The sequence below is a fragment of the Riemerella anatipestifer genome (genome assembly GCF_009932355.1).
Taxonomy (GTDB): domain Bacteria; phylum Bacteroidota; class Bacteroidia; order Flavobacteriales; family Weeksellaceae; genus Riemerella; species Riemerella anatipestifer_E.
On record NZ_LEKU01000009.1, the window covers coordinates 105,841 to 131,883 of the forward strand.

Here is a 26,043-nt window from a genome sequence, read left to right on the forward strand (position 1 = left end):
TTTATTCTTTATATGTTCCGTCAATCATTAGTTTGCCATTGGGTTGAAGGCTCACATCATTTATTTGCATGCCGTCATATTCCAATTGCTTTTTGGTTTCGATGAGCAGTTCTGTATAGCGGTCATCAGCAAGCATTTGCACAATACCCACACCTACCTCGGGAAACTCTTTGTACTCTCCTTTATTCGCCATCAGGATATGCTTTTGGTGTTGTTTATTCGAGTGTCCTACGACAAAATCGCCGTCTTTTATTTCTAAATCGTTATCATCGTTCAGTAAGATATCTTGCATAGGTATTTGGGTTTAGTTATTCGTTAATGTTGATGCAAATTTCACTCATATAAATAGCCTAATAAATTTGGTATCCAACGCTTGTATAATTTTAACACAATGCTTGTAGTTTTTTAATACAAGCGTTGGATATCAGTTTTTTAACCTGCTGAAATCATTAGAATTTTGCGGAGTAATTGAAACGAAAATGAAGATACACCGATTTGTGATTAACGATGAAGATGTAGTTAACTGCTACGGTTACCGAATACTTACGGCAGGAATAGATACCACGCAATTTATGCGTAATCCTGTAGTATTATACATGCACTCTAGAGGCACGCACAAAGTCAACGGTCCAGAAGGCAACGAGGTGGTAGGTCGTGTGGTTAAGCTAGAAACCAAAGGAGGACAGCTATTAGCAGATGTGGAGTTTGATATGGAAGACGAATTTTCTAAGAAAATAGCTGGAAAGGTAGAACGAGGCTTTTTAAAAATGTCTTCTATTGGTGCTAATGTGATAGAGACTTCTTCAAGTCCAGAACATTTACTCCCAGGTCAAATATTTGAAACCGTAACCAAATCCAAACTGGTAGAACTTTCTATCGTGGATATCGGTGGTAATGATAATGCTTTGAAGCTCCACCGAAACGGTGTTCCTATTCAGTTGAAAAAATTAAAAACAAAAATAGAGATGAATATTAAAACTATTGCCCTCGCTCTCGGAATGAGCGAAGATACCAACGAACAATTGGTATTAAAAGAAGTACAGCAACTCAAATTAGCAAAGGAAACGGCGGAGAGCCGTGTGTCAGAGTTAGAGCAAAGGCAAAAAGCTAACGAAACCGCAGAAGCTACCCAATTAGTGGATAAAGCCATTGCGTTAGGGTTAATTCCGGAAGCGTTAAAGCAGGGGCAACTGAAAAGTTTTGAATTAGACTTTGACGGACAAAAAGCCACACTTAGCCAACTGATTGCAGACAAAGAAAAAGAAATCCAGCTTAGCGGAAAAAGCAATGCCGTTAAAACGGTGGTCTTGGGCAAAGGAGAAAAACCTAATACTGGTGTAGAACTCACTTTTGATTATCTGCAAAAACACGATGTTGAAAAGTTGAGAGATATTAAACTCAACCAACCAGAAGAATATGAACGCTTAGCAAAAGACTATGCTAAAGGCGTAAGATACAAGGAAAACTAAAAAATAATTAAATATAAAAAACGAAATGAAAAAGAAGTTATCAATCAAGGCATTGCTTATCAATTTTTGCTTAGCCTTATTTGTTTCAATGTTTGTTGCTCCTATGTTTGGAGTATCGGAGCTGCTTATGGCAGTAGTAATTGTGGGGACATCTACGGCGGTACAATACTTTGCACCAGTTATTTCAAGACAGGCACTCAATATGAGTTTACAAACGGAAGTTTGGGTTGCTGGGATTAAAGAGAATCCAATTCCTAACCATTCATTTGTTGCCCAGTCGGTGGATATGAGTGAATATGTGGAAAATAATAAATTACACTTAGCTGAGGCGGGCATTGAACCTTCTGTATACGAAAACTATTTTGAGAATAATGAAGATCCACTACCCATTGTTGATATAAAGGATATAGATAATGAGGTAGTGCTGAAAACCTACTCTACAGGTCAAACAAGGCATAGGCAATTACAAGAAATAGAATTGAGCTATGATAGAAGAAATTCTGTACTTCAAAGGCATCGTATTTCCTTAGCGAAAAACTTAGGAAAAAGAGCCGCGTACGCTTGGTCGCCTCAACAGGATAATGAGTTCAACAAGGTATTGAACCTCGGAGCTTCTGACTCCGTAATTGACGGAATTATTGACATCAAGGCATTTTTGGAATCTAAGGACATCTATGATGGTATCAATATCTGCTTTACGCCTGAGCACTTAGCTCGAATTCGTAAAGAGGATAAAAGCCTCTACAAGGAAATCATGAATGAAAGTAAGATGTATGGTATCAATGTTTTCCAATACGGCAAAAATCCGCTGTACACTTCAGCAGGAGTGAAAAAGCCATTCGGAGCGACCAAGGAAAGCGGCGACAAACAAGCCTCATTCATTTGGGTAAAAGATGAAGTGTTTAGATGCTTCGGCGACGTAGGTATGTATGCTAATTTGCGAGATAGTGGCGTTCAAGCTGATACCTTATCGTTTGCTCAAAGAGCATTAGTGGGAGTAATAAGAGCTAAAAACCCTAAATATTTAGGAGCAATTTTATAAAGCTATGGATGTAATCACAAAGGCACATAAATACTTAGCGGAACATCCTAATGTTTCGCAAGTATTTGCCACAACAGACGGATTTTTATTCTTACGAATGGATCACGCAAGGACACACGCTCAATCATTGGAAGATACAGAAGTGTCAGAATTTGTGAGAGCTAATAAAAAAGAGGAAAAAACTTTTGACACCCTACATGGTAACCTGCAGGAAGTAAAAGGGCGAATTGCAAATATTACCGATATCGGAATATTAGAAGCCCTCATCTTGCAAGAGGAGGGAGAAGCAAACCGAAAGTCGGTACACAAACTTTTAGCAAATAGAATTGAAGAACTTAAAAAACAAAACTAATGGCTTTACCTAAAGTATTATTTAATATAGCTAAGGATGGTTTGGGTGGATTAGTAGATACAGGGGAAAAAGTACCTGCTCTTATCTGCACAGGAACTACAGTAAGCGGAAAAGTTCAACTAGGTAGCTCTTACCAATTTTTTTCGCTTTCAGAGGCAAAAGACTTAGGTATTACCGAAACGGAAAATCCATTTGCCTACAAACACATCAAGGCTTTTTACGATAAGGCAGGAAACGGTGCGGAAATTTGGTTAATGCTAGTAAGCGATGCTACTACTATGACCGAAATGCTAAACAAGGATGGAAACTTTGCTCCTAAACTTATAGGTGATGCACGAGGGAATATAAGAGTATTAGGTGTAGTGCGTAAGCCTACAGGCTCTGAAGTATTAGCTGGAGGCTTAGACAAAGATGTGCAAACGGCCGTAGTAAAGGCTCAAGACTTAGCAGAACATTTCGCTTTGAAGTATATGCCTTTTCGGGTGCTTGTTTCGGGCAACGCTTGGAATGGTAATGTAGGAGAGCTGACCGACTATAAAACAAGCGATTTCAATAGAGTGGCTTGTTTGATAGGTAGTGAAGATACGGCAAAAGATGCCGCTATTGGACTAGCATTGGGGAAAATAACAAGCATTCCTGTACAGCGAAAAATCCACCGAGTAAAAGACGGTAGTGTGCTTCCTTTGGTCGCCTATTTTACCGACGGAACCACAATAGACGGCCGAGCAGACCAATGGGACGCTATTGATGACAAAGGCTATATCTTCTTTAGAACTTTCGCTGGGCGAAGTGGCTACTACTTCAGTGGAGATAAAACCCTTACACGTTCGACAGACGATTTTAAGACGCTCAGCAACGGCTTTGTGATGGATAAAGCGATGCTCATTGCTTACGATTCACTGTTAGAAGAGCTGAGTGATGAAGTTCCTATTAACACTGATGGAACTATTCATCCAGCCATTATTAAGAGTTGGCAATCTAAGGTAGAAAACAACCTTAACGGCTTAATGGTACAGAAAGGGGAATTATCATCTATAAAAGTATTCATAGACCCTAAACAGGATGTATTGAGAAGTGGAAAAGTAATCGTTAACATTCAGTTATTACCTGTGGGGTATGCAGAATTAATCGAGGTAAACATTGGATTTACAACAGAAATAAAAGACTAAAATATGGCAACATTTAGCAGTAAACAATATGCTTGGTGTGATATTACCATTGCCTTTGGTGGTCGTATTATCAACGGTGTTACGGAGGTAGAATACCTAGAGAAAAAAGAAAAAGAGTTTCTCTACGGGCGTGGGTGCAAGCCACACGCTATTGTAGGCGGTAATAGAAGTTATGAAGGGAAACTGAGCATTTGGCAATCGGAGTTAGAAGCGATGACACGCGACGCCAAAAACAAGGATATCCTTAGCCTTTCTTTTGATGTAGTGGTTTCCTATGTTCCTAAAGACGGAGGGCAAATGGTAACCGATATTTTGAAAGGCGTAGAATTTACCGAAGTGAAAAAAGCGATGAAGCAAGGCGACAAAAATATGATTGTAGAACTCCCAATTATGTTTTTAGATGTAAAACGCCAATCGTAGAGTTTAAATAACATTTAAAAAGAATTAAAACAATGTCAAAAGAAGTTACACAGGAACAAATTAACGAGTGGAAACAAAAACACGGAGAGATTTTTAAGATTGCCGTTGAAGACAAAGTGTGTTATCTTAAAAGTCCAGATAGAAAAATAATGGGGCTAGCAACCTCTATGGGGGCGAACGAGCCAATCAAGTTTAACGAAATGGTACTAAATCAATGCTGGCTTGGTGGTGATGAGGAGATTAAAACGAATGATGCATATTTCTTCGGTGCAAGTGCCCAATTAGGAGGTATTATAGAAGTTAAGACGGCAACGCTGGAAAAGCTCTAAGGGATTTTGAAGTAGACGAAGATGATTTTATTCGCATTGCCAACGCCCAACTTATGTATTATTTGGGTATTCAGAATCCTAATGATTTAAGTGATGAAGATTGGGCAATGCGGGTAAATGAGATGCAATATCTACGAGAGCAAGAGGCAAAAAACAAAGGATTAACCTAGATAGGATTCACTTTTTTGTCTATCATTTTTGCATAAGCTGTCACAAAGCTATTAAAGGCAAAAAACAAAATACCAGCGAGGGCAAAATTTGGAATAAGCCAAAATGAGGCAGAGACTAAAAGAGTAACTGCTGAAATTATTGGTTTTTTCTTAAAAAGGGCAATGTATCCCTGTATAAAGGCAAGCAAGAATACCAATGCAACGAAAAAACCTAGAATGTAAAAGATAAAGACTATCATTTGTTTAGGCTTTAAAACTTATTACAAATATAATAAAAAAATGGCAAACGGATACGAATTTGTTATCGGACTTAAAGATGTAGCTACTGCTACCCTTCAAAAAATAGGAGGCGGGGTTAACGATTTGTATTCGCAAGCTCAAAAAACAACCGACGGACTTGGCAGGTTGCAGAGTAAAGCGACAGACGCTTTTGGGAAGTATTTTGCAGCAGCAAAATCAGCCGTGAAAGGTTCCGATACGCTAAAACATTCCGTTGATGATTTGAGGGCTAAGCTGGAATCTGTAAATAAGGTAAGGTTTGGAACGGTATTAAAAAGTGAGTTTGCACAGGCAACTAAAGAGGCTGAGAGATTAGAAAAGCAGGTCCGAAGACTAGAACAAGGGATATCTGGAAACGGTATTGGTTCTAAGATGAAAGGCTGGAGAAACGATTTCGCCAACTCTTTACCTGGTGCGGACCTTATTAAAAACCCTCTTACTATGGCAGGTGCCGCAATGGGAGGATTATGGAGTGCTACGGAAAAATCAATGGAGGCTGGAAAAGAAAAAATGAAGCTCCAAACTTTAGCAAGTACTCAAGAAGTAGGAACGGCTTTATATGATGGTCTGACAAAATTTGCTACGGACACGGTTTTCGGAACGGAAGTTTACGATATGGCAAATCAAATGCTTGCCAATGGGATAAAAGATGCCGATGTACTTCCTATTATGCAACAGCTTGGCGATATATCTATGGGCGATGCTAATAAATTAGGAAGTTTATCATTAGCCTTCGCTCAGATTAACGGCAAAGGTAAGCTCGCAGGACAGGAACTTCTCCAGCTCATTAGTGCAGGGTTCAATCCATTACAAGTACTTTCAGAAAAAACTGGGGAAAGTATGGAAAGCCTCACCAAAAGAATGGAGCAAGGGGGAATCTCGGTTGGCGAGGTAAGAAAGGCTTTTGATTTAGCAACAGGTAAGGGTGGTAAGTTTCATAATATGCTTACCAATGTTGCTAACACTCCCTATGGTAAAATGGAAGGGTTTAAGGGACAGCTTGAGCAAATCATGGTAAAAATAGGAACGGTGTTCATTCCTATTGTTTCGGCTCTTTTAGACCTATTTAGTACAGCGGCAGATTTCTTCGGTCCTTTTATAGAGCCTTTAGCCATTGGTATAGGTGCGTTATCCGCAGGAATATTGGGACTTGCAGCAGCCCAATGGGCTTGGAACTTGGCAATGTCACTTAATCCTATTGGCTTAATTATTATGGGAATAGTAGCTCTAGTAGCAGCTATTGCCTATTGTATTTACAATATAGACGGGTGGGGTAAAGCGTGGAAGCATACTACCGAAGGCGTAAAGCTATTATTTCAGGCTTTTGTATCTGGTATAGAAATACAGTGGAATAATCTCGTTAATGGCTTAATGTTAGGACTTAACAAAATTAAGGAGGGCTGGTATGAGTTTAAAAACGTCGTTGGCTTGGGTAATGAGGCTGAAAATAATGCTGCCCTAAATGCCATTGCTCAAGATACCAATAATAGAAAAAAGCAAATAGTCGACGGTATAAAAAAAACGGTGGCATTAGGAACTGCCGCTAAAAATGAGTTTGGAAAGGTAGGTCAATCGCTTTCGTGGAAAGGGGCGTCAATGTCTGATGTGAAAGATGGAATAATGAGCAAAGTAATGCCTACCGTGGGCAATAAAGGAGGGTATTTAGGTGGAAATGCTGGAGTGTCTAAAACAGATAAAAAAACAAAAGGTAACGGTACGGGAAAACAAAAAACCGATAGTATTATTTCGGGGGGCTCAAAACAAATGTCCATCATTGTAAATATAGGGAAACTTCAAGACCAAACAGTCATACATGTAGATAGTACAGAAAAAGGGCTTAATACACTTGGAGACAAAGTGCAAGAAATGTTATTGCGTTCAGTGAATAGTGTTAATCAATTACAATCAGGGTAAAATGGAATTTGATGTAAAAGAATTAGTAGCAAAGGCTCATTTTGATTATGTAGGTGCTACATTTCCGCAATGGTGGGGGCAGAATAAAACCAAATTTGTTTTGCCTTCGTTGACAGGTATTGCTCGGGAGCTTCTTTTAGGTAGATTATTTTTTCAAACCTTAAAGCTGAGTTACAATGGAGAAGAATTTCCATTTCCTAACGAGCCTCTTATTTCAATGAGCCTAGCTAAAACCATAGTAGAAACGGCAACCGTAGGTAAAGAGAGGAAAGGAACAGTAAAGGAGTATATATGTACGGAGGACTATCAAATTACCATTAGAGGCGTGTGTATGTATGAGGATGTTAATAAGCGGGATGAGTATCCAGCGGAGCAGGTGCAAAACCTCCAACGCCTATTTGAAATCAACGATACTTTAGAAATAGTTAATAATCCTTTTCTACTGCTCTTTGATATTAAAAGTTTGGTTTTAAAAGATATTGAATGGGAAGAAATGGCAGGAAATCAAGGGGTGCAAAAATATACCATCAAAGCGGTAAGCGACCAAGATTTTTACGCCGATTTAACAGAGAAAAATGCGATGGCAAATAACCTTTCAAGATTACAATAATGTTTGTATTGACTTCAAAAATAGAAATTGGAAATTTTGTTTTTAACTCCATTACCGAAGTAGAAGTAATGAAAAGCGTGGAGGAGCTTTCCAATACGGCAAAAATTAAAATGCCGTCAAAGTTTAGAGTTAGACAAAATGGAGAGTTTAAAAAGGTAGAAGAGGCAATAAAAGTAGGCGATAAAGTAAAAATAACTTTAGGCTACGAGCGAAGATATGAGGGCGTCGAGTTTATGGGTTTTGTGACTTCCATAGGTTCAAAAATACCGCTTGAAATAAAGTGTGAAGATGCCATTTGGTTATTAAGAAGGAAAAATATAAACAAGGCGTTCAACCAAAAAACTACGCTGAAAGAAATTTTAAAAGAAGTCGTAAAAGACACTCCTGTAGAGCTATCTGATAAGATACCTCATGTACCGATAGAAAAAATGGTAATTAGAAATAATAACGGTGCTAAAGTTTTGCAGGATTTAAAGCAAAATTTGGGGATAAGCATTTATCTAGATGATGAGGGTAAATTATACGCAGGATTAGAACAAGTCAACAATATAGGTAAGGAGGTCTTATATGACCTAAATTATAATCTGGTGGAAAATAACTTAGAGTATAAATCTGCGGATCAAAAGAGGTTAAAGGTTCGCTATACCTATATTGACAAGAAAAATAAGAAAAAAAGTATTGAAGTAGGCGACCAAGATGGAGAATTAAGAACCTTTCATACATCTGTATTGTCAGACGAAAAGAAAATGAGGGAGCTTGCTAATGCCGAAATGCAAAAATTAAAATATGACGGTTTTGAAGGCTCTGTAAAAACATTCCTAATACCTTTTGCCACTCCTGGAATGGCTGCCAAAATTATAGATAATGAGCATAAGAATCGTGAGGGTAAATACTTTATAAAAAAAGTAGTTACCACTTTTGGAACAGGTGGAGCGAGACGAGAGGTAACAATAAGTAATAAGTTATGAGTAAAGAGCTACAAGACGCATTTAGGGAGTTAGCTAAAAGAGACGTTGATACTTTTCCAGTGCAGGTGATTTCGGTAGATAAAACGGCTGGAACATGCACCGTTAGCGATGGAGAAATAGAGTTTACTGATGTGCGGCTGTCTGCTACTATTGATAACGAAACGAAGCGATTTTATTTATACCCAAAAGTTGGAAGTTTCGTGCTTGTTTCTCCTATTGAAGAGGATATAAATAGGCTTTATGTAGAGTTTTTCAGTGAAGTGGAAGAGTTTGATTTTAAAACTGAAAACTCCCAAATAAAAATAAATGATGAGGGGTTTCTCCTCCGCAAAGAAAACGAAACGCTAAAGGCATTGATGGTGGACTTGATACAAGAAATTAAGAAAATGAAATTCACTACCAATGCGGGACCAACCATCAGGCTAATAAATAAACCTCAGTTTACGGCAATTGAAAACCGATTTAAAAACTTTTTAAAAGATAATTAAAATGCCACTTAACAAAGAAAGACTCAAACAAAAAATAAAATTAGCCTTCCTACAAGAGCAAAACGAAGAGGAAAGTTGGGACAGCTCGGTGGAGCGATTGTCGGATAAAATAGCCACAGCTATCGTGCAAGAAATATTGGAGCTTCGTGTGGAAGTTCCAGCGGGAATAAAGGTATCGACCACAGGGTCGGCAACCTCCCAAACAGGTGCTACAACAGAGATAAAGATTGCGAATTTAAGCTAAATAACATGAATATACAGGATTGGATTACTCTATTATTTGGAGGTGGCTCTGCAATTACAGGGCTTGGTTGGATTTTGGAGCGAAGAAAACGCAACGAGGAAACGAGGGGAATAGCCGTAGCAAACGAAAGTATAGAAATCGAAAACGAGCGAAAAAAAGTCGATTTGTACCAAGATATGCTCAATGACCTTCAAGCTCGCTATGAGGCGAAGTACAAGGAGTTTGAAGAAATGCACAACAGAAAGGTACAGCTTCTTGAAGACGAAATAAAGTTACATAAAAGAGTAATCGCCAACTTGAAAGCAGAAAACACAGAGCTTAGAAATAAACTAAAACAATATGCAAATAACAGCCCTACATAATCAAACCTTGTTAGATGTATGCCTACAGCACACAGGCACCATAGAAGGTGTTTTTGAATTGGCAATGGCAAACAATTTAGCAATAACCGACGATGTACAAGCTGGTACGGTTCTACAACTACCCGAAGGGATTAAGACAGATAGAGATATCCTAAGCTATTATATCGCTAAAGTTATCCAGCCTGCCACAGCCATAACAGAAGTTGTGGAGAAGTGTTCTGGAATAGGCTGTTGGGCAATAGGTATTGACTTTAAAGTAAGTTGAAAAAAATGGCAAGAACGATAGAAGAAATACAGAACGAAATACTAACCGCAAAGGCAAATGAGCCAGCTTTGCAGGAGCTTAACAGTTCAAGCAAGACATCTATTTGGAGATTATGGATATTCATTACGGCATTTGCGATTTGGGTATTGGAGAAACTTTTTGACACTCATAGAGAAGAAATCAACGAGAAACTTAGAACTCAAAGAGTTTTTTCATTGCCTTGGTACAGAGATATGGCTCTAAAGTTTCAGTATGGAGATGCTTTTAAATTGGTTGACGGTAAGGATTTTTACGACAATACAGGAAAAGATCCGCAGGAGGTTGAAGCCTCCAAAATTATCAAGTATGCCGCCATTAACGAGGTGGAGGGCGTTTTAGTGCTGAAAATAGCTACAGAAATTGACGGCGAACAACGGAGAATTAATGACGAACAAGAGAGCTCTTTCACCTACTATATAAGCAGGATAAAGCCTGGAGGCGTTGAAGTAAGGATTATCAATGCAGAACCAGACTTACTATCTCTCGGTTTAAAAGTTTATTATGACCCTTTGCTTATTAAAAAAGATGGTCATTACATTCAACCCGACGGAAAGGAAGGGACACCTGTTGAAAATGCGGTTAAAGAGTATTTAAAGCAACTTCCTTTTAATGGAGAGCTGATTTTAGCCCATTTGACCGACCACTTGCAAAAGGTCAAAGGTGTAGCTATCCCAGAAATTTATCTAGCGGAGACTAAATGGGTGGATGATGCGGGGTTTAAAACCATAAACACAAGAGTAATACCCAATAGTGGCTATTTTAAACTAACTAATCTAACCGTAGAATATGTCCCAAATATATAATATAGATATAGAGAAATTAGCCGTATTGCTAACGCCAACCTTTTTAAGAAAAGAGCGATTTATGGCGTGGTTGAGATGCTTATTGTCTCCTGTAAAACCTATACAGGAAAGGTTTTTATCTGAGAGAGCGGAAGACTTGTACAAGCTAGAACACACCGCACAAGTTTGCTCTATTGAAAAAGTTTTGAACGATAGATTTGATGTTTCGGAGCGAAGAATAAGAATTGTAGATGTGGATAGAAAAGAGCCTTTTTACATTTTTTCTGAGGCAGAAAGAACGCCAAGGTTTATAAATCCAGCTCCTAATACAAATATCTACCTCTATTCCGAGGGCGTTTCCAAGAAAGGAGGTGTAGATTTTTTAATAGAGATACCGCTAGAAGTTTGGAATAACGAAAAGACCGAGGTAGACTTTGGCGAGTATCGTTTCTACGCCATAGAAGCTGTGGTGGATTATTACAAGCTAGCAAGTAAAAAATACAAAATAATACTAAAAAATGGATAGACTAATATTAAATGGGACGGATGGCTTCCCTCTCTATACCGACACTTTGGCGGAAGCCCAGAAAGGCTGGAGCGTATTTAATGGGCTTACAGGCTTGGCTGGAGATTTAGCTATTATTAAAGGTTGTGAGGTTACAGGCTCGCAAGTTTCGGATGGTTATGTAAGTATAGGCGGAGAACTTTACCCTTTTAAAGGTGGAAGCATTGGTAATAATGTTATTATCAAAGAAATCGTTACTAAGCGAGAGTTCAAAGACAAAATCGCCAAGCCTGTATATGCCGAAAGATACGCCACTTTTGGCTCATCAACGCCCGAGCAAACTTATCGCTGGGAAAATTTCAAAAGGGTATTCCCAACCACTGAAATAGCTACTTTCAAAAAGAGCTTAGAGGATAGAATAAAGGCGCTAGAAGACAAAAAATACCCTATTCCTATTGGCTTAATAGCTATTTGGGGCAAGCCTGCGAGTGAGCCTATTCCAGAAGGTTGGCGAGAGTATGTGCCGCTTAGAGGTAAATTCCCTATTGGACAAGACCCAGATTACAATTTTGACCGAGAGGGTCTCAACTCGCACCTAAATGAAATAGGCTACGAAGGTGGGGAAAGATATCATACTCTTACCGTAGAAGAAATGCCGAGCCATACCCACACGATGGGGTTTCAAAGAGACAGAGTGGGAACAGGTAACACAAATGCATTGTCTGTACACGGAGGGCGTGATTTCAAACACACGGGCATAGAGGCAACAGGAGGTAATAAGCCCCACAACAACATGCCTCCTTACCGCGTCATTCGCTTTATTGAATTTGTTGGCGTCTAATATCCAAAAACTAAAACAATGACAGATAAAAATACAATAAAGAACTGGTTCCGCAACAACCTAAAACCTACCCAAGAGCAATTTTGGGCGTGGCAAGATAGCTATTTTCATAAGAGCGAGAAAATCCCTCAACAACAGATAGAAGGGCTTGACGATAGCTTGGCTAATAAGGCGGATGCAAGCCAATTAAACGGAAAAGCGGAGAAAGATGCTTCGGGACTAACGGAAGAAAATATCATCTCTTGGAAAGAAGCATTAGGCGTTGGAGAGCTTCCCTCTAACATAGCTACCGTAGATAGTGGCGATGTAGAAGGTAATGTCCACACCAAAGAGCAAATAGCGACGCTTTTAGAAAACAGTGGTAAAAACATAGGAAATTCAGACTTGAAAGTGCCTGAAGGGGTTGTGCGTGTTTTAGATATTTCTAATGCTAAATTTCAGATTAAAGGACTAGAAAATAGAGCCTCTGATAGTTCATTCAATAAAAAAATAAAAACTAACGATAAAGGCGAATTAGTTGTAAGTGATGAGGCAGATGTGGTTGTCAATATTCCTTCGGAGGTTACGGTATCTGGCAGCCCTATCAACGCCACAATGAATGTAAATATAAATCATATTTTCCCGTCTAATAACACATTTTACACACCTTCTTTTCTGGAGGAGCTAAAAAATATTATGAAAACATACAGTAGCATGACATTTACCAAGTTGGTAGACACAGATTTCAATCTGAAAACTAAGGACGATGTAGATATAGGAAAAGTAGTATCTGCGAGCGGTGATATAAGTATCATCACCAGTAACAAAATAAACCTCTGGGAGGGCTTTATCGGAGGAAGTGACTATTTATTATCGTTAAAATCAAAAAAAATATTACCTAGAAATCAAAACTGGATTTTAAGAATCCAGGTAGGTTCATTTAGTGAATCTCTTCACTCTGAGGATAGAGTGAAAATAGGTATCGTACAGGGCGATTCAGATATAGTGTCTTACGGCATTAAAGGAAGTAGTTGGGGCGGTAGCCAGACTATCACAGGAAGTGCATCTTTAGGCGATATGTCTAGACAAGACTTTGAGTGTTTGATGATAAAAATAGATAATACAATTACAACAATGATGACCACTTCAAGAAGAACCATATACGACACGGCAGATGCTAGACAGGACTTAGGAGATTACACGCCCGCTATAGTTATGAAAGGGTTTAATGATGTAAATTGTAAAATGAGCTATAAAATTTTAGATTAAAAAAATATGAAAATAATAGTAGTACAACCAATCAGCAATCACCCATTATTTCCAAATATAAAAAGAGAGGTAATAGTGGAGAATATTTCAATACAGGGTAAATTTTCCCAAATAGTAATAGACGCCGAAATAAAATATTATGATACCAACCAAGAGGGGAAAGATGTAACGGCGGCATTTCAAAATAAAATTAAAGATTGGATTATAACTAATAAAGATACCTCTACTGTTAGAGACGAAGAAGATAATCCGATACCCAACCCTCAATATATGGAGGCACCCACAGATGGCGAAGATACTAGGACCGATAATCAAAAAGAGCCTTATATAAAGAAACCCAGTTTTGACTATTTCTTTGGTATAATAACCGCTAAAAAAGCACCTAATCTGGTAGATTTATTAAGGAGACATATTATCCTAAATGACAGAGTTAAATTTTTCGATAAACTTCTAAATATTTAAAAATGAAACTAATTATCAATCTATTATTATTCTTAATAGCTCCGGTATTGGAGATACTGCTGATGCCTATAAATGTGATTGTAGTATTTGTAAAAGATTGGAGAAAAAAGGGATTTAAAAATGCTTTAATCGGTATTTCAAACTACTTTAAAGAATCTGCTATACGAAAAGATGTTTATCTATGTTCGGAGTATCGCACGCTCTGGAACGCTACACTAAAAACCAAAGAGGGAGCTAAAATAGGGGTTAATAAAAGAACATTGTCTGCCGATTTAGGTCAACAAGACCACGAAATGACTATGAGTCGTACGGGTGCAGTTCTTAATCTCATATTATTTTTAATTGAAAGAAATCACTCAAGAAAAGCATACGGAAAATGAAAAAAAGTAAAAGAAGAATAGATTATATAGTAATTCATTGCACGGCAACTCCAGAGGGGAAGAATTTCACAGCTAGAGATATAGACAGCTGGCATAAAAAAATAGGCTGGTCTGGCATAGGCTATAATTATGTAATAAAGTTGGACGGAACGCTGGAGTTAGGGCGTGATGTGGATTTAGTGCCAGCCCATGTAAAAGGGTTTAATCGAAGTAGTATAGGTATGGCATATGTAGGCGGTGTAGATGCCTCAGGAAAACCAAAAGACACCCGAACACCACAACAAAAAGAAACAATGATAAAACTATTAAAAGATTTACGAAAGCTTTACCCAAATGCTAAAATATTAGGGCATAGGGATTTTCCAAGTGTAAAGAAAGCTTGCCCCAGCTTTGATGTAAAAAACGAATACAAAAACATTTAAGATGCTTAGAAAATTATTATTAGTGCTATCTATCGCCTTATTGGCGGTGGGTTGCAAAACTCAAAAAACAAAAATGGATATCAAAACAGAAAGTGTCCAGAAAACTAAAACAGAAATGGTTGAGAATACCGAGCGGGTGCAGAACCAAAGAGAGCAGGCGCAGGAGGCGATTAAAAAAGTGGAGTTATTTAATTACAACTTCACACTTAAAAGCCAAGATACTACCCAACCTGCACGCCTCACGGAATATAGAGAGGGTAGGCCTTTCAGAACCTTAGAGGTTCGGAATGCCACCTATACAGAAGGTAAGGCAATAAAGGATAGTACAGAAAATAAAAAGGCAACGGATTTTGAGAGCCAATACGCACAATTAAAAGAGCTTTCAGAAAAACAAGAGTTGCGAATAAAACAGCTAAAGCGAGAACAGGAACAGATGCGTATAGAGGGCAATAAGCTGGCTAATAATTTTAAATATGCACTTTGGTTACTGTTGCTAATAGCTATTATATGGATATGCGAACGGGCAGGTCTTTTTAGGTGGTTTAAAAGCCGTTTAAAAAAGATTTAAAGACCAATAAAACATCGCCAAAAAGGAGGACGGCGATAAATAAAAGTGTCCTCCGCTTTTAAAGACGCCACATCTTTATAAAACACACCCGAAGGCTACGGAGAACACTATATGTTTTCTGTTGCTTTCGGGTATCTGTGTTTTAAGATGTGGCGTTGCAAATATAAGAATAATCGTAAATAATTATACAATGGCAAAATTTAATTACAAAGAGCAACACGCCGTCCTTGTGAAGTGTAGTAGCGAGGAGGAGCAAAAGAAAGTTTTTGAAAAACTAAAAGAATTAGGGTTTAACGATTTAAAAGTAGTAAGCGTATAATGAAAATTGAAGTAAAACACAGCTGCAAAGATTTTAAGAGTTTTAGGGCGGAAAAGGTAAAATCGCTATTCAACGCGGAGAGCGGACACGAATGGGAGCATATCGCCGAGCTTCCAATAGAGGGAGACGACTGGCAAATAGGACTTATTGTTGGTCCTTCGGGAAGCGGTAAAACTTCCATAGGAAAACAAATTTGGGATAACGGTATTATTAACCTTTCCGATGGTTGGCGTTCTGATATTCCTATTGTAGAAGACATTACACCTGAAAAATCTATGAATGAGGTTACTTCGGCGTTATCCGCGGTTGGTTTGGGAGATGTGCCCGCTTGGCTAAGGCCGTTCAAGGTCTTAAGTAACGGCGAGCAATTCCGTGCGGGATTGGCACGCCTTATTTGTGAGGACAAGGATAAAATCGTAGTAGACGAGTTTACCTCTGTAGTAGATAGACAAATAGCGAAAATCGGGGCATCTGCCTTTGCTAAAGCGTGGAGACGAAAAGGGAAAAAGCAAATAATACTACTGTCTTGCCATTATGATATTATCGAATGGCTGCGCCCAGATTGGGTATATGATACGAGAGTATCGGAAGTAAAAAAAAAGTCCAAAAGCGACCGCCTATCCAACTTGACATTTGGAAGGTCAACGGAAGTTACTGGAAATTTTTTAAAGAGCATTATTATTTAGATTTAAAACATCCACCTTGTGCCGAGTATTTTGTTGGAACGGTTGACGGAGAGTTGGTGTGCCATGTAGCGGTTTGTCCAATGTTTACGGCTAAGGCTTATAGAGCTACGCGACTGGTAGTAATGCCCGAGTGGCAGGGTGCCGGTGTTGGGACGGCTTTTCTGAACGAAATTATGCAGTACCATTTAGAAGGAAAAGGGCGGTGCAATAGAGAGTATCATACTTTTTTCCATACCTCGCACCCGCAACTATGCGGTTATTTAAGACATTCTAGTAAATGGGTTCAGACGGGAGCAAAACTTTACGGAGACAATAAGGTAAGAGCCGCAAAATCTTTACAAAAGACGGCTAAAGGAATGAGTAGCGGAAAGAAAATAAGTGGGGGCTATGGCGGTCATTTTAGAGCCGTTCAAGCGTTTAAATATTTAGGGAATGAAAAAGTTTAGAGTATTTATATCGGGGCAGAAATATTTTGGAGAAATGGTTTTCCGCCTTTGTTTAAAATTAGGTATTGAAGTAGTTGGAGTGTGTTGTCCGCTTGATGACAAATATTTGGGCAAGGCGGCGAGGACTTGGAGTGTTCCAATCATTCCAGCAGGTACGCTAAGAGCTGATATAATGCCCGAGTGTGATTTGGGTATTACGGCTCACTCGTTTGATTATATAGGTAAGAAAACAAGATATATACCTCGCTTGGGTTGGCTTGGGTATCATCCGAGTTTATTGCCACGACACCGTGGGCGTTCAGCTATTGAGTGGGCAATCCGAATGAATGATGCTATTACAGGCGGCACTATCTTTTGGCTAAACGCGGGAATAGATAGAGGCGATATTGCTTATCAGGATTGGCGTTTCATTCCTCCAGAATACTATTTGAATCCCAAAGAAGGAGCGTTAAAGTTATGGAAAGACGAGCTTTGCCCTATGGGGATTAGACTATATGAAAAAGCTCTAAAAGATATTCTAGGCGGGGTTGTAATCCGAAAGCCCCAAGATGGGAGGTTTAGTACCTTTGAACCGTCAACAGATGTGAAGGATATATATAAGCCAGACTTATTAATGATAGAACATAAATAATTCTTAACAAAAAGCTCTTTAAAGAACATTTAAAGAGCTTTTAAATTGTGCGAAAAAATGTACATTTCAAATTAAAAAATTGTACATTTGGTTTTGCCGATTATACGATACCATTATGGTTTAAATCCGTGATTTTAAAAGTATCCTTAACGAAATTCATAGATAAATCAAACTCGCAATTCAAAATGAAATCTTGCACTTTCCAGTTTAATTTATATTTATTTTCGTCTTTATCGTAGAGATAATCATACACGAAAATTTTTGCATCTTTTTCATAGTCTGCGTTGATCACCTTTTTGCTGGGAACAATACCCGTTTCTGTTAACAGGATTATATGCTCTCCCTGTAAATCCTCTACTCTAGCAACCTCTTTTACCTTGCCTTCAAAAGAAATCCCCTCAGGAATAGATTTATCTGAAAGTTTTTCGTAAGAAATTTCAAACTTTTCCTTCTTTTCTAATTTTTCCGAGATACCTTCTGTTGGTATTTCCTTTTCTTCTTTTTTACTCTCTGTCGTATTACAAGACAATAATACAAGAGCGATTAACAATTTAAAATAATTCATTTCACCTCCAATTTATTGTGTTGATTTTATGCGGAGCAAACCTCAAATCGGTCGATAGCCGTTAAATACCATATATTATCGAAATAGCCAATATAGAAAATAAATTCCTTTTGGTTTTGCCCAATCACAATGACTTTATGACTGTTTCTCTCTATGGTTTCCAGTTTTTTAACCTCACTATCGGACCATGGTTTCTCATCAAAGTTAGCATTTTCAAACTTTGCAATTTCAGAAAATAAAGATTCTTTTTGATTAAGGTCGATATAAATTCCCGCAGGTTTATTCCAGCTTTCGGTTTCACAACTATATATCGGTAGTTTTTCTTGGGTAATTTTATAGTCAGTTATGATATTAGGGTCAAAAGGCAAATAATTGGGAACGGGCTTAGCAAAAGAAATTTTTTTAACATTAGCGATATTATCCTGAGCTCCCATACGAAACAGAAAGGTGATCCCAAACTTTTTAGGGATAAGCTTATTTAAAGCCTTTTCATCTTTATTCTGATAGGCTTTAATAATATTGATGATAACGGTTTGCATTTCCTTCTCCTTTTCGGAAGATCTAATTTCTTTAACCGAAGTAGGTTTACCTTTGTTAACGAATTTAGAATTCTGACAGGAAATAAAACATACTACAAAAAACAACAAAAATTTTTTCATCGAATTTCTAATATTAAAAAATACAATAATGAGAAAAACAAAAAAGACTAAATAGCACAAAATTCTCTATCATTCCCTAAACCCCACCTTTTGCAAAGCTGTTATTTTCATTCAAAATCCGTTAACGATTAGTCGGTCTTTATAGGCTCCTTTTTCAATTTTCCAAATAATAAGACAGGTGCCCGCACCATCCCCATTTATTGCTTGAATATACAGGGTATCATTCTGTTTATCATAATTAGCTTCTACACCATCAAGATAAGGGTCATACACGTTTTCTAAAGCTGCTTTTGGTAAGATAAGCGTTTTATCCCCAATACGGACGCTAATTTTTTCATATTGTGCTTTCGGTAGGTTGCCATCGGTCCCCCAAGGAGCCTTACCATCAATATGAGATAGAATGGTTGGATTATCCTTAAAATAGGTAAATTTATGTTTCTTCTTATCAAAGTTGGACTTTGTAACAGTTACAGTAATAGCCTCTTGCTTTAGAGTTACAGAGTTAGCTGTTTTCTTTGAAATTTTCAATGGTGAAAAGTCCGAAACCCACTTATATCGATCTTTGTAAATATCCCCTTCAAGGTTTTTTCCATTTTTAACATATTGAACAAAACCCCAATTATCCTCGTTAGGTTCACTGGGACCATACCAATAGATCATGTGTCCATTCGGTAAGGTATCTATAATTTTACCCTTTTGCTCTCTATTTCTTATATTTACCCAACCGTCCTTATCACTCACGACAGCAAACTGGGCAAATACATCGGACAAACTAAAAATCAAAAACAGGGCTGATATTGTTTTTTTCATAAGAATTAAATTTATATAAAGGTTTTATTCTTGCTGTATCCATTCAAATTTACCCTTATTTAGATAGATTACTCCTCCTCCGCAAGATTCCTCCGCATGGATGAAGATACCATCATTAGGTAATCTAATTTTATCACTTTCTTTAACCTCTTCTTCACTTATAATATCTCCCTCATCATTTACATTATTAAAATAAACCTCCCCTTTAGGAGCTTTTTCAAAAATGTCTACCCAATTCATATCGTCAAAACCTTGTCCCAAAACCTCTTTTCCTAAGCCTAGATACTCTATTTTACCATTTCCAAAGGTAATTTTCAAACCATACTTTTCATTCTTCTTATTCAAAACTATTTCTACTCTATCTGATGAGCCATCACCATCCAAATCACATAAAATAAAATTAGGATTGTGTTTTGTAGAGAGTATTATAGTATCTTCAGTTTTCTCGGTTTTCACTAGTGCATCAGCAGTTTTAACTGATTTTATTTCGGTACTATTTGTTACTTCTTTTTTCTCATTGCAGGATTCCAAGATAAAAAAGAACGAAATGGCAGTAATGATTATTTTTTTCATTTTAAAATTTTAAGTTTAGTTGATATTTTTTGTTTACTCACTTTGTAAACTATATCCTTTTAATTCTACATTATTGTCATGTTAAATCTTAAAGGAATATTGATATTCAATTGTGTTCTAAATCCTTCTGTTCTGTAGTGGATAGAATTATCAAAACTAAAACCATACCCCACACTAAACTCTATGAAGAAACAGCTAAATCCAACTTGTGGAGCAACTGTTTTTGGAGAAACATTGAACCTTACAAAGGTTAATGGTAAATCACCTTTATTGAAAAAATATTTCGTTGCATTAATCTCTGGAATAACTAAAAGCTTACCATTAGAAGCACCTACTAGTGCATTTCCACCTACCATTATAGATTCTTTGTTAAATAAAAACATTACTCCAACATCAGCAAAACTTCTATTAAAATAGGTATAACCTCCTTCAATAACTATTTTTTCTTTTATATCTGGAGAATTTCTTAATAGTGTATTTTGAGCATTTACTAATAGTGGTGCTACACCAAGAACAAGCACATAAAATCTTTTGGAAAAATTCATTTATTTTGTAATTTTATTAGAAGTTATAATCTTCATCTTTTTTAGCTTTCTTTAAAAAACAACATATCAAATTTTCAATGGTAAAAAGTCCGAAACCCTACTTATATCGATCTTTGTAAATGTTCCCTTCAAAATCTTCTTTTCCATTTTTAACATATTGAACAAAATCCCAACTCTTCTCGTTAGGTTTACTGGGACCATACCAATATATCATATGTCCATTTGGTAAAGTATCTATAATTTTAACTCTTTTGCTCTCTATTTCTTATATTTACCCAGCCGTCCTTATCATTCACGACAGCAAACTGGGCGAATACATCGGACAAACTAAAAATCAAAAACAGGACTAATATTATTTTTTTCATAAGAATTAAATTTATATAAAGGCTCTTGCTTTTGTTGCTTTCATTAAAAATTACCGCTATTCAGAATGACCTTTTTAATTTACCATTTGTTACTTCTACATTATTCTCAGGTTAAATTTTAAAGGAATATTGATATTCAGTTGTGTTCTAAATCCTTCTGTTCTGTAGTGGATAGACTTATCAAAACTAAAACCATATCCCACACCAAACTCTATGAAGAAATAGCTAAATCCAACTTGAGGAGAAACTGTTTTTGGAGAAACATTAAACCTTACAAAAGTGAATGGTAAATCATTTTTCTTGAATTCAAAATATTTTGTTGCATTAATCTCGGGTATGACTAAAAGCTTACCATTAGAAGCACCTACTAGAGCATTTCCACCTAATACTATATCTTTGTCGAATGCAAACTTTACTCCAACATCAGCAAAACTTCTATTAAAATAGGTATAACCTCCTTCAATAGCTATGTTTTCTTTTATATCTTGGGCATTTACGAATAGTGGTACCACACCAAGAACAAGCCTATAAAATATTTTAGAAAAATTCATTTATTTTAATTTTATTAAAAGTTATAATCTTCACCTTTTTAGCTTTCTCTAAAAAAACAGCATATCAAATTTCAATGTTGCTAATTTAAAATAAATTTATAAGGATAAACAGTAAAACGACAGATTAAAAAAAATGCCAAAAGTTTTTCTATCTTTTGGCAACATTTCTTTTACAAATTTATTGATTATTCTGAGATTCAAAATTTATCATCCAGTTAATACCAAACTTATCTGTAAACATACCAAAATAAGCTCCCCAAAAAGTGTCCGCCATCGGCATTGTTACCTTTCCTCCCGCAGAAAGTCCATTAAATAGTTTATCTGCGACCTCTTTGCTTTCAGGAGTAATATTTATTGAAAAATTATTTCCTTGCTGAAAAGATGGTGCCCATTCTCCACCTGTATCACTTCCCATTAAAACGGTATTTCCTATAGGAAGCCCTATGTGCATAATTTTATTTTTATCCACCTCACTCATTGGTGGCATTCCCTCTTGTGGAGGCATATCACCAAATTTCCCTACATAGGTAAATTCTCCCCCAAACACTGATTTATAGAAATTAAATGCTTCTTCACAATTTCCATTAAAATTTAAATAGATGTTTACTGTTGTCATTTTTATAAATTATTTGTTATCAAAAATTGTAGCTAAGGTAAACAAAAAAGATGAATAAACATTGTTTTTTGTTATCTTACTGATACCACTATTTTTTAATGAACAAATATCCACTTATAACAACCCAAAAATTGGCTATAATTTCATCAATGTTTTATTAACTAAAAAACGTCTTACGAGTAACAGAGCGGAAATCGTTAGACCAATCCCAAGAGCTATCCACATCCCAAAAGCTCCCATATTTAGATTGATACATAAATAATATCCTAGTGGTAAGGTAATCAGCCAATAGGCTATGAATGTAATAAAACTAGGAATTTTAACATCTTGCAATCCTCTCAAAAGCCCCAATGCTGTAACCTGAATACCATCTGAAAGTTGAAAAAGAGCGGCAATAATCATCAGTTGAGAAGCTAAAGCTAATAATACCTCCACTTCTTCTTTTTTAGTAAAGAAAGTAGGAAGAATTTCTCTACCAAATATGAAAACCATACCGCAAATTAGCATAAATAAAAATACTATTTTCAGGTTGTTAACGCCAACTTTCCTTACTTCGATAAAGTTTTTTTCTCCTACTTTATTACCTACCATAATGGTAGAAGCTACACTAAACCCTATACAAAGATTAAAAGTGAAGGAAGCCATACTCAACGCAATCTGATGAGCGGCAATATCTCTAGCACTTACTTTACCACAAATAAAAGCAGCCGCAGCAAATGCAGTTACCTCAAAAAACATTTGTAAAGACATCGGAAATCCTAACCTAAGGAGTTTGGTAAACATTTGTTTCTTAAGTAAACTTAGTTTTAAACTAAAGTCTTCCATATATCGGCGAGTCACTTTCTCTTTTTTCATTACGAAAAATAGAAAAAACATCATGAATATTCTCGCAATGAGTGTGGCATACGCCGAGCCAGCAACTCCAAAACTCGGGATAATCCAAAAGCCTTTTATCAAAATATAATTTAAAATAATATTGATTATATTAGCAATAATGGTTGCCTTGGTAACTCCAATAGTAAATGAAAGTCCCTCTGAAACCTCTCGCATAGTTTGAAATATCATAAAGGGGAAAATACTTACCACAACTATTTTAAGGTAGGTTTCGGCATCGGGCATTATGTGAGGAGGTTGGTCAAGATGATACATCAACGGACTAATGCCAAAAATCAGCAGAATGAGAAGCAGCCCAATACTAACATTTACAATAAGTCCGTGACTAAAAACTTGGTTAATCTGTTGATGGTCTCCTCTAGTTTGAGCTTCTGATACCAAAGGAGGAATAGCTAAAGAAAATCCCAAAGCCACTACGAAAATAGAAAAAAATATACCGTTTGCTAAAGAAACCGAAGCCAGTGCGTCGGCTCCTAGTAAGTTTCCTACGATAATATTATCAAATAAATTAACGGAAACTTGCCCTACCTGTGTTAGCATAACAGGTAAGGCAAGTTTCATAAGTCGTTTGGTATAAGCCGTATCTAAGAAAGACATAATATCATGACAAATTTATAAGATTGATATTTCCTTTACTTTTTAACAAAGTTGGAAATATCATTCTCGCTTACAGGATTTTCGCCTAATATAATTAGCCTTTCCACGACATTTCTTAATTCACGAATGTTCCCCGTCCAATCATAATTTTGAAGAGCTTTTAAAGCTTCCTTACTAAATTCTTTCACAGGACTACCATTCTCAGAAGCTATATTTTGTGCAAAATGTTCCACAAGTAGAGGTATATCTTCTTTCCTATCATTAAGAGCAGGAACTTGTATTTCTATTACCGAAAGTCGGTGGTATAAATCTTCTCTAAATCGTCCTTCCTCTATCTCTTTTTGTAAGTTTTTATTGGTTGCGGCTAGAACTCTTACATCTATTTTTATTTCTTTGTCGCTTCCCACAGGGGACACCTTATGTTCTTGTAAAGCTCTGAGCACCTTGGCTTGTGCTACCAAACTCATATCACCTATTTCATCTAAGAATATCGTTCCTCCGTTAGCTTGTTCAAACTTACCAGACTTATCCTTAACAGCACCCGTAAAAGAGCCTTTCATGTGTCCGAACAATTCGCTTTCTATCAATTCTGAAGGTATTGCAGCACAGTTTACTTCTACCATGGGGCCTTTGGAGCGTTCACTTTGGGAATGTAAAGCATGAGCGACAAGCTCCTTACCAGCACCATTAGGTCCAGTAATGAGAACTCTAGCATCAGACGGAGCCACTTTGTCTATCATATTTTGGATTTTCTTAAGAGCCTCCGAACTACCAATCATTTGGTATTTTTTATTTACTTTTTTCTTAAGTTGAGTATTCTCCTTCTTTAAAATTTGATTAGAAGCTTTGAGTTCCTTTCGCTCCAAAGTATTTCTTACACTCGTGATAAGTCGGTTGAGATCTATAGGCTTTTCTATAAAGTCATAAGCACCTTGCTTAAGACATTGTACCGCTGTATTGATATCTCCGTGGGCAGAAATCATCACAAAAGCAGTATCTGGTTTTATTTCTAAAGCTTTTTGTAAAAGTTCTGTACCTGATACTTTAGGCATCTTTATATCGGATATTACTAAAGAAAAATCTTCTTTTTCTATTAGTTTATAGGCCTCTAATCCGTCATCTGCTACTAAAATTTCATAATCCTTAACCTCCTCAGAAAGAATATTTTTAAGCAAACCTGAAATAGCTTTTTCGTCTTCTACAATTAATATTTTTTGCATAGAACAAAGATAGTTATATTTAAATTAAATTCTAAATTATTGATAATTTCTCGCACCAAATATGGCAGACCCAACTCTAATGGAATTAGCTCCGCATTCTATTGCCAACGGAAAATCGCCACTCATACCCATTGATAGAATATTTAATTGATGAGAATCTGAAAGATAATCATATAACTGCTTCAGAAAAGAAAATTCTCTTCTGATTAGTGTTTCATCATCGGTAAAAGTCGCCATTCCCATCAACCCTTGTAATTTGATATTAGGAAATTCGCCTTGTTTTATTTTAACACATAACTCTTTTACTTCATTAATTTCCATACCTGTTTTGGTATCTTCTTCTGCAATTTTAACTTGAAGCAAAATATTGATGATTCTCTTGTGTTTTCCTGCTTGTTTATCTATTTCGTGTAATAGCTTTTCCGAATCCACACTTTGTATAGTGTGTATAAAAGGAGCAATATATTTAACCTTATTGGTTTGTAGATGCCCTATAAGATGCCACTGTATATCACTTGGCAACTCAGTATGTTTGGCAACCAACTCTTGTACTTTGTTTTCTCCAAATACTTTATGCCCCAAATTGTAAACTTTTTGTACATCTTCAACTGGATAAGTTTTAGAAACCGCTACAAGATTTACAGTTTTAGGAATTTGTGATACAAGTTGGGTATAATTAGTTTCTATAGACATAATATAAGATTATAACAATATTGAGCAAAAATAAAAAAAACCGCCATATGGCGGTTGAAAAAATATTGTTGAAATTATTTTTTTAGTAAATCTCTTATTTCTGCTAAAAGTTCTTCTTGTGTAGGTCCAGCTGGAACTTCTTCTACTTTTTCTTCTTTCTTCATTTTGTTAATACCTTTAATCATTACAAACAAAACAAAAGCTATACATAAGAAACTGATAACAGCAGAAAGGAAACTTCCATATTTAATACCATTCCAAGTTAGTTGAGCTATATTTTCTGCTCCAATTTTTTCTAGCATTGGACTTAGAAGTGCTGGAGTAATAACATCTTCTACAAAAGAGTTTACAATCTTTCCGAAAGCTCCTCCTATAATTACACCGACAGCTAAGTCGATAACATTGCCTCTAAGAGCAAATTCTTTAAATTCTTTGATAAATCCCATAATATTTATTATATTTTCTTACGCACAAAGATATTAAAAAAATGTTAATCAACCTAGTTAATAGTATTAAAATATAATAATCAAAACTAAAATTGTTAA

37 protein-coding genes are annotated in these 26,043 nt (G+C 36.5%); 25 read left to right on the forward strand and 12 right to left on the reverse strand.

The window, feature by feature from the left end:
• Position 1: 1 nt before the first annotated feature.
• On the reverse strand, positions 2–292 hold the full coding sequence (locus tag GXW81_RS04130; RefSeq protein WP_161531305.1) for an oxidase: 291 nt from the start codon (positions 290–292) through the stop codon (positions 2–4).
• 187 nt (positions 293–479) lie between these two features.
• Here GXW81_RS04130 and GXW81_RS04135 point away from each other — a divergent pair, with 187 nt between their 5' ends.
• The 25 genes from GXW81_RS04135 to GXW81_RS04245 all read left to right on the forward strand — a co-directional run bounded on the left by GXW81_RS04135 (position 480) and on the right by GXW81_RS04245 (position 17,410).
• A complete protein-coding gene (locus GXW81_RS04135; RefSeq protein ID WP_161531306.1) occupies positions 480–1,469 on the forward strand; it encodes a hypothetical protein in 990 nt (329 codons plus the stop codon).
• A 25-nt stretch (positions 1,470–1,494) separates the two neighbouring features.
• A complete protein-coding gene (locus tag GXW81_RS04140; protein ID WP_161531307.1) occupies positions 1,495–2,511 on the forward strand; it encodes a hypothetical protein in 1,017 nt (338 codons plus the stop codon).
• Positions 2,512–2,515: 4 nt separating this feature from the next.
• On the forward strand, positions 2,516–2,863 hold the full coding sequence (locus GXW81_RS04145; protein WP_161531308.1) for a hypothetical protein: 348 nt from the start codon (positions 2,516–2,518) through the stop codon (positions 2,861–2,863).
• On the forward strand, positions 2,863–4,032 hold the full coding sequence (locus tag GXW81_RS04150; protein WP_161531309.1) for a DUF2586 family protein: 1,170 nt from the start codon (positions 2,863–2,865) through the stop codon (positions 4,030–4,032). The genes GXW81_RS04145 and GXW81_RS04150 overlap by 1 nt, the downstream gene beginning before the upstream one ends.
• A gap of 3 nt (positions 4,033–4,035) precedes the next feature.
• A complete protein-coding gene (locus GXW81_RS04155) occupies positions 4,036–4,452 on the forward strand; it encodes a hypothetical protein (RefSeq protein ID WP_161531310.1) in 417 nt (138 codons plus the stop codon).
• Between the two features lie 32 nt (positions 4,453–4,484).
• A complete protein-coding gene (locus tag GXW81_RS04160) occupies positions 4,485–4,781 on the forward strand; it encodes a hypothetical protein (RefSeq protein ID WP_161531311.1) in 297 nt (98 codons plus the stop codon).
• A gap of 449 nt (positions 4,782–5,230) precedes the next feature.
• On the forward strand, positions 5,231–7,144 hold the full coding sequence (locus GXW81_RS04165) for a tape measure protein (protein ID WP_161531312.1): 1,914 nt from the start codon (positions 5,231–5,233) through the stop codon (positions 7,142–7,144).
• Position 7,145: 1 nt separating this feature from the next.
• Positions 7,146–7,754: a DUF6046 domain-containing protein gene (locus GXW81_RS04170; protein WP_154138153.1), complete on the forward strand. Its 609-nt coding sequence runs from the start codon at positions 7,146–7,148 to the stop codon at positions 7,752–7,754.
• A complete protein-coding gene (locus tag GXW81_RS04175) occupies positions 7,754–8,722 on the forward strand; it encodes a late control protein (protein WP_161531313.1) in 969 nt (322 codons plus the stop codon). Before GXW81_RS04170 ends, GXW81_RS04175 begins: the two co-directional genes overlap by 1 nt.
• Entirely contained in the window at positions 8,719–9,210 is a 492-nt protein-coding gene (locus GXW81_RS04180; RefSeq protein WP_161531314.1) for a hypothetical protein, read from the forward strand. The genes GXW81_RS04175 and GXW81_RS04180 overlap by 4 nt, the downstream gene beginning before the upstream one ends.
• Position 9,211: 1 nt before the next feature.
• Positions 9,212–9,454, forward strand: a complete 243-nt coding sequence (locus GXW81_RS04185) for a hypothetical protein (protein WP_161531315.1) — start codon at positions 9,212–9,214, stop codon at positions 9,452–9,454.
• A 5-nt stretch (positions 9,455–9,459) separates the two neighbouring features.
• Positions 9,460–9,816, forward strand: a complete 357-nt coding sequence (locus GXW81_RS04190; RefSeq protein WP_161531316.1) for a hypothetical protein — start codon at positions 9,460–9,462, stop codon at positions 9,814–9,816.
• Entirely contained in the window at positions 9,794–10,081 is a 288-nt protein-coding gene (locus GXW81_RS04195; protein ID WP_161531317.1) for a hypothetical protein, read from the forward strand. The genes GXW81_RS04190 and GXW81_RS04195 overlap by 23 nt, the downstream gene beginning before the upstream one ends.
• A gap of 5 nt (positions 10,082–10,086) precedes the next feature.
• Positions 10,087–10,923, forward strand: coding sequence for a nucleotidyltransferase (locus tag GXW81_RS04200; RefSeq protein WP_161531318.1), 837 nt, complete (start codon positions 10,087–10,089; stop codon positions 10,921–10,923).
• Positions 10,907–11,428 (forward strand): hypothetical protein, encoded by a 522-nt coding sequence (locus tag GXW81_RS04205; RefSeq protein WP_161531319.1) that lies wholly within the window; start codon positions 10,907–10,909, stop codon positions 11,426–11,428. The genes GXW81_RS04200 and GXW81_RS04205 overlap by 17 nt, the downstream gene beginning before the upstream one ends.
• Positions 11,421–12,248, forward strand: coding sequence for a hypothetical protein (locus GXW81_RS04210; protein WP_161531320.1), 828 nt, complete (start codon positions 11,421–11,423; stop codon positions 12,246–12,248). Before GXW81_RS04205 ends, GXW81_RS04210 begins: the two co-directional genes overlap by 8 nt.
• 18 nt (positions 12,249–12,266) lie before the next feature.
• On the forward strand, positions 12,267–13,496 hold the full coding sequence (locus tag GXW81_RS04215) for a hypothetical protein (protein ID WP_161531321.1): 1,230 nt from the start codon (positions 12,267–12,269) through the stop codon (positions 13,494–13,496).
• 6 nt (positions 13,497–13,502) lie between these two features.
• Positions 13,503–13,958 carry a hypothetical protein gene (locus tag GXW81_RS04220; protein WP_161531322.1) on the forward strand — a complete coding sequence of 152 codons (456 nt, stop codon included), beginning with the start codon at positions 13,503–13,505 and terminating at the stop codon, positions 13,956–13,958.
• A gap of 2 nt (positions 13,959–13,960) precedes the next feature.
• Positions 13,961–14,338, forward strand: coding sequence for a hypothetical protein (locus GXW81_RS04225; RefSeq protein ID WP_161531323.1), 378 nt, complete (start codon positions 13,961–13,963; stop codon positions 14,336–14,338).
• Positions 14,335–14,760, forward strand: a complete 426-nt coding sequence (locus GXW81_RS04230; protein ID WP_161531324.1) for an N-acetylmuramoyl-L-alanine amidase — start codon at positions 14,335–14,337, stop codon at positions 14,758–14,760. The genes GXW81_RS04225 and GXW81_RS04230 overlap by 4 nt, the downstream gene beginning before the upstream one ends.
• Position 14,761: 1 nt before the next feature.
• Positions 14,762–15,328 carry a hypothetical protein gene (locus GXW81_RS04235; protein WP_161531325.1) on the forward strand — a complete coding sequence of 189 codons (567 nt, stop codon included), beginning with the start codon at positions 14,762–14,764 and terminating at the stop codon, positions 15,326–15,328.
• 190 nt (positions 15,329–15,518) lie between these two features.
• Complete coding sequence (locus GXW81_RS10485; RefSeq protein ID WP_260310261.1) at positions 15,519–15,647, forward strand: hypothetical protein; 129 nt, start codon at positions 15,519–15,521, stop codon at positions 15,645–15,647.
• Positions 15,647–16,333, forward strand: coding sequence for a hypothetical protein (locus tag GXW81_RS10385; RefSeq protein ID WP_221410753.1), 687 nt, complete (start codon positions 15,647–15,649; stop codon positions 16,331–16,333). Before GXW81_RS10485 ends, GXW81_RS10385 begins: the two co-directional genes overlap by 1 nt.
• Positions 16,279–16,779, forward strand: a complete 501-nt coding sequence (locus GXW81_RS10390; RefSeq protein WP_260393542.1) for a GNAT family N-acetyltransferase — start codon at positions 16,279–16,281, stop codon at positions 16,777–16,779. The genes GXW81_RS10385 and GXW81_RS10390 overlap by 55 nt, the downstream gene beginning before the upstream one ends.
• Complete coding sequence (locus GXW81_RS04245) at positions 16,766–17,410, forward strand: formyltransferase family protein (protein ID WP_161531326.1); 645 nt, start codon at positions 16,766–16,768, stop codon at positions 17,408–17,410. The genes GXW81_RS10390 and GXW81_RS04245 overlap by 14 nt, the downstream gene beginning before the upstream one ends.
• Before the next feature lie 100 nt (positions 17,411–17,510).
• On the opposite strand, the gene GXW81_RS04250 is transcribed toward GXW81_RS04245, so the two are convergent.
• The 11 genes from GXW81_RS04250 to mscL all read right to left on the reverse strand — a co-directional run bounded on the left by GXW81_RS04250 (position 17,511) and on the right by mscL (position 25,944).
• The gene (locus GXW81_RS04250; RefSeq protein WP_260393539.1) at positions 17,511–17,975 is read right to left on the reverse strand and encodes a M949_RS01915 family surface polysaccharide biosynthesis protein; all 465 of its coding nucleotides are present in this window, start codon (positions 17,973–17,975) and stop codon (positions 17,511–17,513) included.
• Positions 17,976–18,001: 26 nt separating this feature from the next.
• Complete coding sequence (locus GXW81_RS04255) at positions 18,002–18,634, reverse strand: hypothetical protein (protein ID WP_161531327.1); 633 nt, start codon at positions 18,632–18,634, stop codon at positions 18,002–18,004.
• Positions 18,635–18,745: 111 nt separating this feature from the next.
• Complete coding sequence (locus GXW81_RS04260; RefSeq protein ID WP_161531328.1) at positions 18,746–19,444, reverse strand: hypothetical protein; 699 nt, start codon at positions 19,442–19,444, stop codon at positions 18,746–18,748.
• A 24-nt stretch (positions 19,445–19,468) separates the two neighbouring features.
• Positions 19,469–20,017, reverse strand: a complete 549-nt coding sequence (locus GXW81_RS04265; protein ID WP_161531329.1) for a hypothetical protein — start codon at positions 20,015–20,017, stop codon at positions 19,469–19,471.
• A gap of 65 nt (positions 20,018–20,082) precedes the next feature.
• A complete protein-coding gene (locus GXW81_RS04270) occupies positions 20,083–20,562 on the reverse strand; it encodes a hypothetical protein (RefSeq protein ID WP_161531330.1) in 480 nt (159 codons plus the stop codon).
• Between the two features lie 460 nt (positions 20,563–21,022).
• Entirely contained in the window at positions 21,023–21,478 is a 456-nt protein-coding gene (locus GXW81_RS04280; protein ID WP_161531331.1) for a hypothetical protein, read from the reverse strand.
• Between the two features lie 178 nt (positions 21,479–21,656).
• Complete coding sequence (locus GXW81_RS04285) at positions 21,657–22,094, reverse strand: VOC family protein (protein WP_161531332.1); 438 nt, start codon at positions 22,092–22,094, stop codon at positions 21,657–21,659.
• 135 nt (positions 22,095–22,229) lie between these two features.
• A complete protein-coding gene (locus tag GXW81_RS04290) occupies positions 22,230–23,585 on the reverse strand; it encodes an MATE family efflux transporter (RefSeq protein WP_161531333.1) in 1,356 nt (451 codons plus the stop codon).
• Positions 23,586–23,620: 35 nt separating this feature from the next.
• Entirely contained in the window at positions 23,621–24,805 is a 1,185-nt protein-coding gene (locus GXW81_RS04295; RefSeq protein WP_161531334.1) for a sigma-54 dependent transcriptional regulator, read from the reverse strand.
• A 36-nt stretch (positions 24,806–24,841) separates the two neighbouring features.
• On the reverse strand, positions 24,842–25,498 hold the full coding sequence (locus GXW81_RS04300; protein WP_161531335.1) for a YggS family pyridoxal phosphate-dependent enzyme: 657 nt from the start codon (positions 25,496–25,498) through the stop codon (positions 24,842–24,844).
• Between the two features lie 74 nt (positions 25,499–25,572).
• On the reverse strand, positions 25,573–25,944 hold the full coding sequence (gene mscL, locus GXW81_RS04305) for a large conductance mechanosensitive channel protein MscL (protein WP_161531336.1): 372 nt from the start codon (positions 25,942–25,944) through the stop codon (positions 25,573–25,575).
• Positions 25,945–26,043: the final 99 nt, after the last annotated feature.

Bases quoted from the DNA above. Each gene is read 5' to 3' on its own strand.
- GXW81_RS04130 (WP_161531305.1), bottom strand. From the start codon at position 292: ATGCAAGATATCTTACTGAACGATGATAACGATTTAGAAATAAAAGAC.
- GXW81_RS04135 (WP_161531306.1), top strand. From the start codon at position 480: ATGAAGATACACCGATTTGTGATTAACGATGAAGATGTAGTTAACTGC.
- GXW81_RS04140 (WP_161531307.1), top strand. From the start codon at position 1,495: ATGAAAAAGAAGTTATCAATCAAGGCATTGCTTATCAATTTTTGCTTA.
- GXW81_RS04145 (WP_161531308.1), top strand. From the start codon at position 2,516: ATGGATGTAATCACAAAGGCACATAAATACTTAGCGGAACATCCTAAT.
- GXW81_RS04150 (WP_161531309.1), top strand. From the start codon at position 2,863: ATGGCTTTACCTAAAGTATTATTTAATATAGCTAAGGATGGTTTGGGT.
- GXW81_RS04155 (WP_161531310.1), top strand. From the start codon at position 4,036: ATGGCAACATTTAGCAGTAAACAATATGCTTGGTGTGATATTACCATT.
- GXW81_RS04160 (WP_161531311.1), top strand. From the start codon at position 4,485: ATGTCAAAAGAAGTTACACAGGAACAAATTAACGAGTGGAAACAAAAA.
- GXW81_RS04165 (WP_161531312.1), top strand. From the start codon at position 5,231: ATGGCAAACGGATACGAATTTGTTATCGGACTTAAAGATGTAGCTACT.
- GXW81_RS04170 (WP_154138153.1), top strand. From the start codon at position 7,146: ATGGAATTTGATGTAAAAGAATTAGTAGCAAAGGCTCATTTTGATTAT.
- GXW81_RS04175 (WP_161531313.1), top strand. From the start codon at position 7,754: ATGTTTGTATTGACTTCAAAAATAGAAATTGGAAATTTTGTTTTTAAC.
- GXW81_RS04180 (WP_161531314.1), top strand. From the start codon at position 8,719: ATGAGTAAAGAGCTACAAGACGCATTTAGGGAGTTAGCTAAAAGAGAC.
- GXW81_RS04185 (WP_161531315.1), top strand. From the start codon at position 9,212: ATGCCACTTAACAAAGAAAGACTCAAACAAAAAATAAAATTAGCCTTC.
- GXW81_RS04190 (WP_161531316.1), top strand. From the start codon at position 9,460: ATGAATATACAGGATTGGATTACTCTATTATTTGGAGGTGGCTCTGCA.
- GXW81_RS04195 (WP_161531317.1), top strand. From the start codon at position 9,794: ATGCAAATAACAGCCCTACATAATCAAACCTTGTTAGATGTATGCCTA.
- GXW81_RS04200 (WP_161531318.1), top strand. From the start codon at position 10,087: ATGGCAAGAACGATAGAAGAAATACAGAACGAAATACTAACCGCAAAG.
- GXW81_RS04205 (WP_161531319.1), top strand. From the start codon at position 10,907: ATGTCCCAAATATATAATATAGATATAGAGAAATTAGCCGTATTGCTA.
- GXW81_RS04210 (WP_161531320.1), top strand. From the start codon at position 11,421: ATGGATAGACTAATATTAAATGGGACGGATGGCTTCCCTCTCTATACC.
- GXW81_RS04215 (WP_161531321.1), top strand. From the start codon at position 12,267: ATGACAGATAAAAATACAATAAAGAACTGGTTCCGCAACAACCTAAAA.
- GXW81_RS04220 (WP_161531322.1), top strand. From the start codon at position 13,503: ATGAAAATAATAGTAGTACAACCAATCAGCAATCACCCATTATTTCCA.
- GXW81_RS04225 (WP_161531323.1), top strand. From the start codon at position 13,961: ATGAAACTAATTATCAATCTATTATTATTCTTAATAGCTCCGGTATTG.
- GXW81_RS04230 (WP_161531324.1), top strand. From the start codon at position 14,335: ATGAAAAAAAGTAAAAGAAGAATAGATTATATAGTAATTCATTGCACG.
- GXW81_RS04235 (WP_161531325.1), top strand. From the start codon at position 14,762: ATGCTTAGAAAATTATTATTAGTGCTATCTATCGCCTTATTGGCGGTG.
- GXW81_RS10485 (WP_260310261.1), top strand. From the start codon at position 15,519: ATGGCAAAATTTAATTACAAAGAGCAACACGCCGTCCTTGTGAAGTGT.
- GXW81_RS10385 (WP_221410753.1), top strand. From the start codon at position 15,647: ATGAAAATTGAAGTAAAACACAGCTGCAAAGATTTTAAGAGTTTTAGG.
- GXW81_RS04245 (WP_161531326.1), top strand. From the start codon at position 16,766: ATGAAAAAGTTTAGAGTATTTATATCGGGGCAGAAATATTTTGGAGAA.
- GXW81_RS04250 (WP_260393539.1), bottom strand. From the start codon at position 17,975: ATGAATTATTTTAAATTGTTAATCGCTCTTGTATTATTGTCTTGTAAT.
- GXW81_RS04255 (WP_161531327.1), bottom strand. From the start codon at position 18,634: ATGAAAAAATTTTTGTTGTTTTTTGTAGTATGTTTTATTTCCTGTCAG.
- GXW81_RS04260 (WP_161531328.1), bottom strand. From the start codon at position 19,444: ATGAAAAAAACAATATCAGCCCTGTTTTTGATTTTTAGTTTGTCCGAT.
- GXW81_RS04265 (WP_161531329.1), bottom strand. From the start codon at position 20,017: ATGAAAAAAATAATCATTACTGCCATTTCGTTCTTTTTTATCTTGGAA.
- GXW81_RS04270 (WP_161531330.1), bottom strand. From the start codon at position 20,562: ATGAATTTTTCCAAAAGATTTTATGTGCTTGTTCTTGGTGTAGCACCA.
- GXW81_RS04280 (WP_161531331.1), bottom strand. From the start codon at position 21,478: ATGAATTTTTCTAAAATATTTTATAGGCTTGTTCTTGGTGTGGTACCA.
- GXW81_RS04285 (WP_161531332.1), bottom strand. From the start codon at position 22,094: ATGACAACAGTAAACATCTATTTAAATTTTAATGGAAATTGTGAAGAA.
- GXW81_RS04290 (WP_161531333.1), bottom strand. From the start codon at position 23,585: ATGTCTTTCTTAGATACGGCTTATACCAAACGACTTATGAAACTTGCC.
- GXW81_RS04295 (WP_161531334.1), bottom strand. From the start codon at position 24,805: ATGCAAAAAATATTAATTGTAGAAGACGAAAAAGCTATTTCAGGTTTG.
- GXW81_RS04300 (WP_161531335.1), bottom strand. From the start codon at position 25,498: ATGTCTATAGAAACTAATTATACCCAACTTGTATCACAAATTCCTAAA.
- mscL (WP_161531336.1), bottom strand. From the start codon at position 25,944: ATGGGATTTATCAAAGAATTTAAAGAATTTGCTCTTAGAGGCAATGTT.